We start from the raw sequence: 8,258 nt of genomic DNA, 5'->3' as shown, positions 1-8,258 counted from the left end.
AGAGTGAGGAGAACGCTGATGTTGTCGTGTGTTGGTCGTCTTAAGCGGTTGCTTCCTCCGCCGGAGGAGGCTGCCGGGGCTGTGGATTGGAACGTCGTGGAGGAGTCTCTGGGAGTGCGTCTGCCGAGTGACTACAAGGAGTTCGCGGAGGTGTATGGCGGAGGTACGATACTGGATTACTTCATCCTATGCCTGATGGTTCCTCCTCATGTTGAAGGTCTCATCGAGTGGTGGGAGGATGAGATGTGGGACTTGCGTCAGTTCCCGGATGAGGTGCCGCGGGGGTATGTGATTGATCAGGGGAGTGTGAATTTGCTTCCGTGGGCTCTCACGATCGATGGTGATTTTTGTTATCTGTGGATGGAGCCGAGGCAGGAGCCTGATCGGTGGTGGGTGGTCACGCGGACGCGGGATATGGACTGGAGTGTGTTCGAGGGCTCGATGGTGGAGTTTCTGGAGGAGGTTGTTGCGGGGCGGCGTCGGGAACTGTGGATGCCGCGTGATTTTCCGGGGGAGGAGCCGTGGTTCAAGACGACCGCGCAGTACCTCGCTGATACCGATCCGGGCCGAGCGGATTCCACGGATTAAAGGTAGTTTACGCGCTGGCGGATCGAATTGAGGAGGAGATGTGGTACGGATATACCGCCCGATGCCTCCTGAAGGATTCGAGTGGATCACTCCCGTGGATAAGGGCAGCTTGTCTTTGCTTACTTTTAATGGGGAGTCGCAGTCAGGGCTATGGTATCCACTCGAAATGGAGTATATTCATGAAGACGGCGATGAAATTTGCGATGCATATTCTGATTTTCCGTGGTATAGCGGAGATGTTTTAGTGCTGCGCGACCGCGCGTATTATTCGCTTTATTCTGAGTTGATTCGTTGTGGTGAGTTTCTAGAATTGAATTGCGGCCATGACGTATTATTTGCTTTTAATTGTACTAGGTTTTTTCGGGCTTAAATCGCGAAAAATCTGAGATAGATGTACATCCTTCTGGTTCCGTGATAGGGATACGGAAGTATTTTTTCGATTCTGATGCGGCGTCTTTTCCGTGTGTTTTCCGCTTGGAGCAGGATCCGCATGAAGTTCTTTTCAGTGAAGATTTTGTGAAGTTTGCAGCTGAAGTGGGACTTACTGGGATAGAGTTTCATGCTGTTTGGGACAGTGAATTAGGGTCTTTTGGTGATGTTTATCATGTTCGCCGTGAAGGATTGCTCGACGAAGATGTAGTGCTTTTTGATAAAAATATCCAATGAGGTTTATGTAGATGAGCTGAAGATGAGGGCGGCAATAAAAAGCAACGGCCTTTCCGGATGTTATGGAATTCGACCAAGAGCGTCATGTACTCAGGGAAAGACCGTTGCTTCTTGTATCTATCTCTGCTAATCATCGCACTTGCATAACCTTCATTATGCAGAGAGAAATTGGTTTGAGTTGTCTGTGGACTGGGAGGTTGAGATCGTTGAGTGCGGCGACATCGTCCAGGATGAGGATGATACTATTCCGCGGGTTGAAGCTGAGCGTCGGTGGAACCACTACGTGGAGTTGGCCGATTCCGTGACCGGTGACGAAGGTCCGGAGGGGGTTGCTGCGATCGTTTCTTCGTTGAGAGTCCAATACGATTACGGTGCTTATCAATCCGCGTATGGTGCTCTGGAGCGTTTTCCTCCTGCGGATCTCGGGAAAGGGATCATTTTGGCGGCCAACGAGCTCACTCGAATTCCGCATGATCAAAGCGGAGATGTGATTCTGACTTTGGTCAGGTCTCCCGCCGGTGCGGCGGAGGCTTTCAACGAGGTGATAAAGTCTTTTCCTGGGGATGTTCGGAACAGAATTCGTGATATTGTCGATTTTCACGAATCGGATGAATGGCTCGTTGAGGACGAGGACAAAGGCATCATCAAGGTGCCCCGCGAGTAAGGAGCGATCGATACTGGTCACCTCCCCTGTGACCGCGCATCTCGCCGAGATCCTGACGCCAAACCAGCGCGGGTGAGCGACCTTGAGTGACGAGGGCGGCCATTGGAGCCGGAGTTGACCTCGGATGCCGTGGCGACGGGAACGGAGGAGGACGGTGGGTATTCGTTGCCCGAAGCCGGTCACCTGCTCTCTGAGGACCTTCCCGAAGCCGTCGTTGCCGCCGTGCTCGACGTTCTCAATCACTCGAGCGCCATCACGACGGCTACGGACGGGGCTCTCCCGGTGGAGTAAGCGGTGGACGGTGTAGCGGTCCGGCACGGAGAGGGGGCCGAGGCTGGTGGGGACGGCGCGAGAGCCGCGGCAACGGCCGCAACCGCCCCCTTCGGCCCGGCGGCATCAGGTTCTGCCCAACCAGCATCGTGCTGGGATCCGTGGTTTCCCGGCCAGTATCCTTGGGGATGTCTGCGGGGCAACTTCGTCGATGGCGGTATCGTACGTCCAAGACAAGTGTTTCTGTTGGAAGAAATCCTGTAATGGTGAGTGATGGGGACCGCAACATGAGAAATCAGATGTCGTCGTGTGTTGGTCGTCTTAAGCGGTTGCTTCCTCCGCCGGAGGAGGCTGCCGGGGCGGTGGATTGGAACGTCGTGGAGGAGTCTCTGGGAGTGCGGCTGCCCAGTGACTACAAGGAGTTCATGGATACATATGGTGGAGGTACCATCGAGGATTTCCTGATTATCTATCGCTTCGCGGATAATATCGAGGGAACCTTGGAAATATGGCGTAATGAAATGTGGAGGGTACGTTATTTTTGGGATGAGGTTCCGGAATGGGTGATTTTGGAGGAAAAATGGGAGAATATTCTTCCTTGGGCGAATACGGTTGATGATGATGTGTGTTACTTGTTGATGGAGCCACGTGAGGATCCGGAACAGTGGTGTGTGGTGTCGCGAGATGAGGATATGGACTGGAGTGTGTTCGAGGGCTCGATGGTGGAGTTTCTGGAGGAGGTTGTTGCGGGGCGGCGTAGGGAGTCGTGGATGCCATATAATTTTCCGGGGGAGGAGCCGTGGTTCAAGACGACCGCGCAGTACCTCGCTGATACTGACCCTGGGTGAGGATTTGTCGGGTGTGATGGGAGGGAGCTCGGTGAGGTGGTTTGGTTCGTGTATGTAGGGTGCTTGTAGTGGGTGATTCGGGGCGGGGTGTGGTGTTTTTTCGTTGGGCCGGTGGTTGGCTGGGGGAGCTGCCGGTCATTGGTGAGAGGATGGATCGCCGGTTGGAGTCTCTGTCGATACTGATGATGTTCGGGGTGGTGTGGCAGAGTTGGTGATCGAGATGGGAGAACCGCCGCTCTGGGGAGGCGTGGCGAGTGGGTCGATGTGCGACCTGAGCTCGCGGAGCGGGTGTGCGGCTGAGGAGAGCCGCTGTTGAGCCGCTAGCTGTACCTTGGGGTTGTTGCGGTGCATCCCACAGTCTCACCGTCAACGATCCACCCACACCTACTATGTCGACCTCGACGGACGAGAACACTCGTCCACAACGACAACTGTGACTGGCCCCCATATGGTCAAAACAGCGCGGACGAGCATTACGATAAGCATGTTCTCGGGATGGATGAAGACGGGACCTTCACACGTACTTCCGACATGCCCGAGTACGATACCGAGGACTGTTTCGACAGGTATGTAGCGGACCCGATCTCATGTTCCCTGAGATCTGTCCGTCTGGAGCTCAGGAGGGTAAACGTGATAGAGATAATACATTGATCCGCTATGAGATGAGTGCAGGAAATATGGGGATGAAACGCGATGGTCAGATTGTTTCCTACTTTAGGTCATCTGGAGGGATCGATTATTTTCTTCGTCAGATGGATCGATGACTTGGGGAGCTGATGATTTTCGTGATGCTTTCGTGGGGATCGTTCAGCGTTCGGGGCGATGGCGGGATCTAGATCCTGATGCCTTGTTGGGACGATGGAACCGGTTTGTCGTGGATTGCGAGAATGGGTATCCATATGACATGGAGGACCACTTCGACGATTTGACATCGCGGGACTCTATTGAGAGAGCTTTAAATGATCCGGAGTTGCAGGATTTTTCAGATATGGTGGTGTTCCGCACCAGGGTAGAAATCCTAGACGCACGCTTGCGTCCGTTGCTGATTCCGGATGTGTTTCCCAAGATTGAGGAGAGAGCATGGTGGGCGCGTGGGTTGGTGCGCTACGCGCGACGGAAGCTGGTTTCTGAGCTGTGGGACATCTTGGGGATCGAGATCACTGAAATTGAGTAGGATACTCGGATCGTGGTTGTGATCCGATCGAAGTGACTTCTGGTGTCTCTTTTGGGGAGGTTGTTGGGGATACAAGGGTGCCTTGGGGGCAGGCCGGGTGCTTCTCCGTAGAGCTTCGCGTTCCCCGGATCGCCCCTTGCTCGGTGCCCGTTCGGGTGAGTGCGAGTGGGAGCGGGCCGGCACCCGTTCATCAGGATCAGGATGGAGGTACGGGATTCTTATGGTAATAAGTTTGTTGATGAGGATATTATCAATTCGAAGTGAATATTCGCTCAAAATTAGTTGTGTTGGTGAGTGATGTCGCAATACGCGGAACAGCTCGAAAGTATCGTAGAGTCTCCTCGTAGCCGTGCCGTCGAGGTGGATTGGGATTCCGTTGAATCGTCTTTGGTGGTTTCCCTTTCCGGGGATTATAAAGAATTTGTTGAAGTTTATGGGCCGGGGGAGAGCGATAATTTTATCGCTGTAATGGACCGTCGTCCTGTCGACGGTGTTTCCGGTATACTCGAAATCTGGAGGGAAGAGATCTATTCATTTTCTTCTCTGAAGGATGTAGTGCCGTTTCCTTCTTGGGTCTCCAATCCTGAGGATGTTCTGTCGCCCCGGGCGGAGACGTCAAACGACGATACATATTTTTGTCAGATGACTCCGTCGAATGATTCCGATCTGTGGAACGTCGTGCTGTGTGACGATGAACTCGATGGTCGGTATTATTTTCCTGGAAAAATGACACATTTTTTGGTGTCGGCTCAGTCCGGCGATATTGATTCGGACTTCTTTGTCAATTTGTCCCCCCTTGGCGAGTCTTGCTTCGTTCCTGGAGGGGCAGGATAGGTGCATGTGCTTCATGCGTGTTCGACCGGGGTAACATGCGGGTTGTGTCCTATGAAGCTGCTGATCCTCGGAACGCGTTGTTCTCGGGGGAGAGAATTCGCTCGTGTTCCGTGTACGAGGAGGGAACGCTGATGTTGTCGTGTGTTGGTCGTCTTAAGCGGTTGCTTCCTCCGCCTGAGGAGGCTGCCGGGGCTGTGGACTGGAACGTCGTGGAGGAGTCTCTGGGAGTGCGGTTGCCCAGTGACTACAAGGAGTTCACGGAGGTGTACGGCGGAGGTACGATACTGGACTACTTCATCCTATGCCTGATGGTTCCTAATGTTGGAGGGTCCATCGAGTGGTGGGAGGAGGAGATGTGGAACTTGCGTCACTTCCCGGATGAGATACCGCGGGGGTATGTGATTGATCAGGGGAGTGTGAATTTGCTTCCGTGGGCTCTCACGATCGATGGTGATTTTTGTTATCTGTGGATGGAGCCGAGGCAGGAGCCTGATCGGTGGTGGGTGGTCACGCGGACGCGGGATATGGACTGGAGTGTGTTCGAGGGCTCGATGGTGGAGTTTCTGGAGGAGGTTGTTGCGGGGCGGCGTCGGGAACTGTGGATGCCGCGTGATTTTCCGGGGGAGGAGCCGTGGTTCAAGACGACCGCGCAGTACCTCGCTGAGAGGCATCCAGAATGAGCGGATTCCACCGTGGGAAACGGAGACAGTGGGCAGGCATAGCGCGTACTCAGTCGCCGTCGCGGCCGGTAACCACGATTTCTCCGCTTCGATGCCCGCGCGGCACCGGGATGTCACGCCGGCTCGGTTGACGGCCGCTCCGAGTGGGCAGCTGTGCCGCATGTCATCCATGCTGTTGTTGCGCGCCCGCTGCGGCTTTGTGACCGTGGATCTTGCCGGGCCGGGCCACCGGGAGTGACTCGTCGCGGGCCGGAACACGATCATCCTCGACAACCAGGAGCGCACGCGGTGTTCGCCTTCTCCGAGCTGCGGATCCCTCTCGTCGCCGCCCCGATGGCGGGCGGCCCCTCCACTCCCGAACTGGTGGCCGCCGTGGCCGAGGTGGGCGGCACCGGTTTCCTGGCGGCGGGTTACAAGACCCCGGAAGCCCTGCGGGAGCAGATCGAACGGCTGCGCGCGACGACCCCGGTGTTCGGGGTGAACCTGTTCGTGCCCGGAACCCAGCAGGACCGGGCGGAGGAGGTCGCCGCCTACCGCGCGGAGCTGTCCGGTGAGGCCGAGCGCTACGCGGTCACCCTGCCGGGTACGGACCCGTCCGACCGGGACCGCTTCGAGGAGAAACTGGACCTGCTGGAGCGGGAACCGGTGCCGATCGTCTCCTTCACCTTCGGCCCGCCGTCAGCGGAGGTCGTGCGGCGGCTGCACGAGGTGGGCACGCACGTGGTGGCGACCGTGACCACGGTGGACGAGGCCGCCCGCGCTGAACGCGACGGTGCCGACACCCTCACGGTGCAGGGTTCCGACGCGGGCGGGCACCGCGCGAGTTTCCACGTCGACACCCCCGACGACGGGGTGAGCACCCTCGACCTGCTCACGCGGGTGCGGAAGACCACCGATCTGCCGCTGGTGGCGGCGGGCGGTATCACCGACGGTTCCGGCATCGCCGAGGCGCTGCGCGCCGGGGCTGTGGCGGTGCAGCTGGGCACCGCCTACCTGCGCTGCCCCGAGTCCGGGGCCTCCCAGCCCCACAAGGACGCGCTGGCCGACCCCCGGTTCACCGAGACCCGGGTGACCCGGGCGTTCTCCGGCAGGAACGCGCGCGGGCTGCGCAACCGGTTCATCGACGAGCACGACGCCACCGCCCCGGCCGCCTACCCCGAGGTCAACCAGCTCACCAAACCCCTGCGGGCCGCGGCGGTGGCCCAGGCCGACCAGGACGGGCTGGCGCTGTGGGCGGGCACCGGCTACCGCGCGGCCAGCGCGGAACCGGCGGCGCGGATCACCACCCGCCTCTGGGAGGAGGCCGGAAGTCCGGTGCCCGGCGAGTTCACCCGACACTGACCGCGCCCCCGGGCCCAGCGGGCACCGGGGACGCCGTCCCGGGAACCTTCAGTCGAAGCGGTTGGTTTTGAGGGCGGTGAGGAAGGCCGTCCACTGGGCTCGGGTGGTGGTGAGGTGGCCCGCGGCGCGGTTCTTGCTGTCGCGCACGGCCGCCCCGTCTGCTAACCGACCCACCTCGACGCAGTTGTCGGTGTTCGTGCTGCGGCTGGACTTGCGCCAGCTGTGCGGTGTTGTCACTGTGTGTTCTCCGTTCTGTTGATGACATCGCCGATGAGCTCTGTGGACTCCTCCGGACTCATGGAAACTTCGTCCACTCTGTCCAGCGCGTCCAGGTACGCTTGAACTTCATCGTTTTCGTGCAGGAACAAAGCCGAGACACGGTTTTCCAGATGGACTACAGGGGATCGGGTCCCATCAAACTCAGCCAATGAGAATGGGCCTTCGAGTCCCGGGTGCCAGCCGCATCGAGTGGGAATAACCCTCAGTTCGACGTTGTCGAGTTCCGCGTGCCCCAGCAGTGCTCGAAGCTGGTCGGCCATGATTTCGCTGTTTCCGATCAGCTGGTTGAGCACGCCTTCACCGATGAACGCACGCAGGTGGGCCGGGTTCTTGCGGACGATGGCGTCGTGACGTCCGATGCGCACGGCGACTCGGGTGTCGATCTCGGAAGCGGGAACTCCGCCTGTCGTCATGATCGCTCGTGCGTAGTCGGCCGTCTGCAACAGCCCCGGAATGAGCAGTGGTGACACGGTCGTGATCCGACTGGCCTCCCGCTCGATCTCCAGCAGTGTTGCCAGTTGGCGATGTTGCTCGGGCATCCCCACGGACAACCAGTGCGAACCGTCCGGGTCCCTGGCCAGTTCCGCCAGTTGTTCGCGTTGTTCGGCGGTGCCACCCACGGTGGCGAGGTAGGCGGTCACGTCCTCGGGCTTCGGTGCCCGCTGTCCTGTTTCCCACCGGGACACCGTCGCGTGTGACGTTTCGAGTCGGTCGGCCAGCTGCCGAAGACCCATTCCCGCCGCCTCACGTGCGGAACGAAGTTCGGCGCCGAGCGCTCGTGCCTTCGGGGTGGTACCAGCCATGCACCACAGCATAACCAGCTTTCCGTGGCGTCTGAAGATCGCCTGATCGGGGCATTGCGCCAGTATGGTGCCATCAAACAATCTGTCACAGAACCAAGCGCACCACTGGTA

At 58.3% G+C, this 8,258-nt stretch carries 10 protein-coding genes; 8 read left to right on the top strand and 2 right to left on the bottom strand.

Annotated features, from left to right (window positions below; all coding sequences use genetic code 11):
- Positions 1 to 18 precede the first annotated feature (18 nt).
- From CEP50_RS02590 to CEP50_RS02555, 8 genes are all read left to right on the top strand, one after another.
- Positions 19 to 588 carry an SMI1/KNR4 family protein gene (locus tag CEP50_RS02590; protein WP_146134727.1) on the top strand — a complete coding sequence of 190 codons (570 nt, stop codon included), beginning with the start codon at positions 19 to 21 and terminating at the stop codon, positions 586 to 588.
- A gap of 474 nt (positions 589 to 1,062) precedes the next feature.
- The gene (locus CEP50_RS19755; protein ID WP_146134726.1) at positions 1,063 to 1,254 is read left to right on the top strand and encodes a hypothetical protein; all 192 of its coding nucleotides are present in this window, start codon (positions 1,063 to 1,065) and stop codon (positions 1,252 to 1,254) included.
- A 178-nt stretch (positions 1,255 to 1,432) separates the two neighbouring features.
- On the top strand, positions 1,433 to 1,918 hold the full coding sequence (locus tag CEP50_RS02585) for a hypothetical protein (protein ID WP_146134725.1): 486 nt from the start codon (positions 1,433 to 1,435) through the stop codon (positions 1,916 to 1,918).
- A 536-nt stretch (positions 1,919 to 2,454) separates the two neighbouring features.
- Positions 2,455 to 3,036, top strand: a complete 582-nt coding sequence (locus tag CEP50_RS02575; RefSeq protein WP_181188176.1) for an SMI1/KNR4 family protein — start codon at positions 2,455 to 2,457, stop codon at positions 3,034 to 3,036.
- Positions 3,037 to 3,796: 760 nt separating this feature from the next.
- Positions 3,797 to 4,210, top strand: coding sequence for a hypothetical protein (locus tag CEP50_RS02570; RefSeq protein WP_146134724.1), 414 nt, complete (start codon positions 3,797 to 3,799; stop codon positions 4,208 to 4,210).
- Positions 4,211 to 4,507: 297 nt separating this feature from the next.
- Complete coding sequence (locus CEP50_RS19750; RefSeq protein ID WP_146134723.1) at positions 4,508 to 5,044, top strand: hypothetical protein; 537 nt, start codon at positions 4,508 to 4,510, stop codon at positions 5,042 to 5,044.
- 44 nt (positions 5,045 to 5,088) lie between these two features.
- On the top strand, positions 5,089 to 5,724 hold the full coding sequence (locus CEP50_RS02565) for an SMI1/KNR4 family protein (RefSeq protein ID WP_181188175.1): 636 nt from the start codon (positions 5,089 to 5,091) through the stop codon (positions 5,722 to 5,724).
- A gap of 288 nt (positions 5,725 to 6,012) precedes the next feature.
- Positions 6,013 to 7,065: an NAD(P)H-dependent flavin oxidoreductase gene (locus CEP50_RS02555; RefSeq protein WP_106112312.1), complete on the top strand. Its 1,053-nt coding sequence runs from the start codon at positions 6,013 to 6,015 to the stop codon at positions 7,063 to 7,065.
- A gap of 48 nt (positions 7,066 to 7,113) precedes the next feature.
- On the opposite strand, the gene CEP50_RS02550 is transcribed toward CEP50_RS02555, so the two are convergent.
- Positions 7,114 to 7,302: a DUF397 domain-containing protein gene (locus CEP50_RS02550; RefSeq protein ID WP_106112311.1), complete on the bottom strand. Its 189-nt coding sequence runs from the start codon at positions 7,300 to 7,302 to the stop codon at positions 7,114 to 7,116.
- Positions 7,299 to 8,228, bottom strand: a complete 930-nt coding sequence (locus CEP50_RS02545; RefSeq protein WP_219905283.1) for a helix-turn-helix domain-containing protein — start codon at positions 8,226 to 8,228, stop codon at positions 7,299 to 7,301. The genes CEP50_RS02550 and CEP50_RS02545 overlap by 4 nt, the downstream gene beginning before the upstream one ends.
- Between the last annotated feature and the right edge of the window lie 30 nt (positions 8,229 to 8,258).

Origin of the sequence: Actinopolyspora mortivallis, assembly GCF_003001495.1 — a bacterium.
Classification (GTDB): domain Bacteria; phylum Actinomycetota; class Actinomycetes; order Mycobacteriales; family Pseudonocardiaceae; genus Actinopolyspora; species Actinopolyspora mortivallis_A.
The sequence above is the reverse complement of the archived record's forward strand: the minus strand, read 5'-3'. Positions and strand labels throughout refer to the sequence as shown.

What these genes read in the sequence shown, in the direction of transcription:
- CEP50_RS02590 (WP_146134727.1), top strand. Translation starts at nt 19, where the DNA reads ATGTTGTCGTGTGTTGGTCGTCTTAAGCGGTTGCTTCCTCCGCCGGAG.
- CEP50_RS02570 (WP_146134724.1), top strand. Translation starts at nt 3,797, where the DNA reads ATGACTTGGGGAGCTGATGATTTTCGTGATGCTTTCGTGGGGATCGTT.
- CEP50_RS19750 (WP_146134723.1), top strand. Translation starts at nt 4,508, where the DNA reads ATGTCGCAATACGCGGAACAGCTCGAAAGTATCGTAGAGTCTCCTCGT.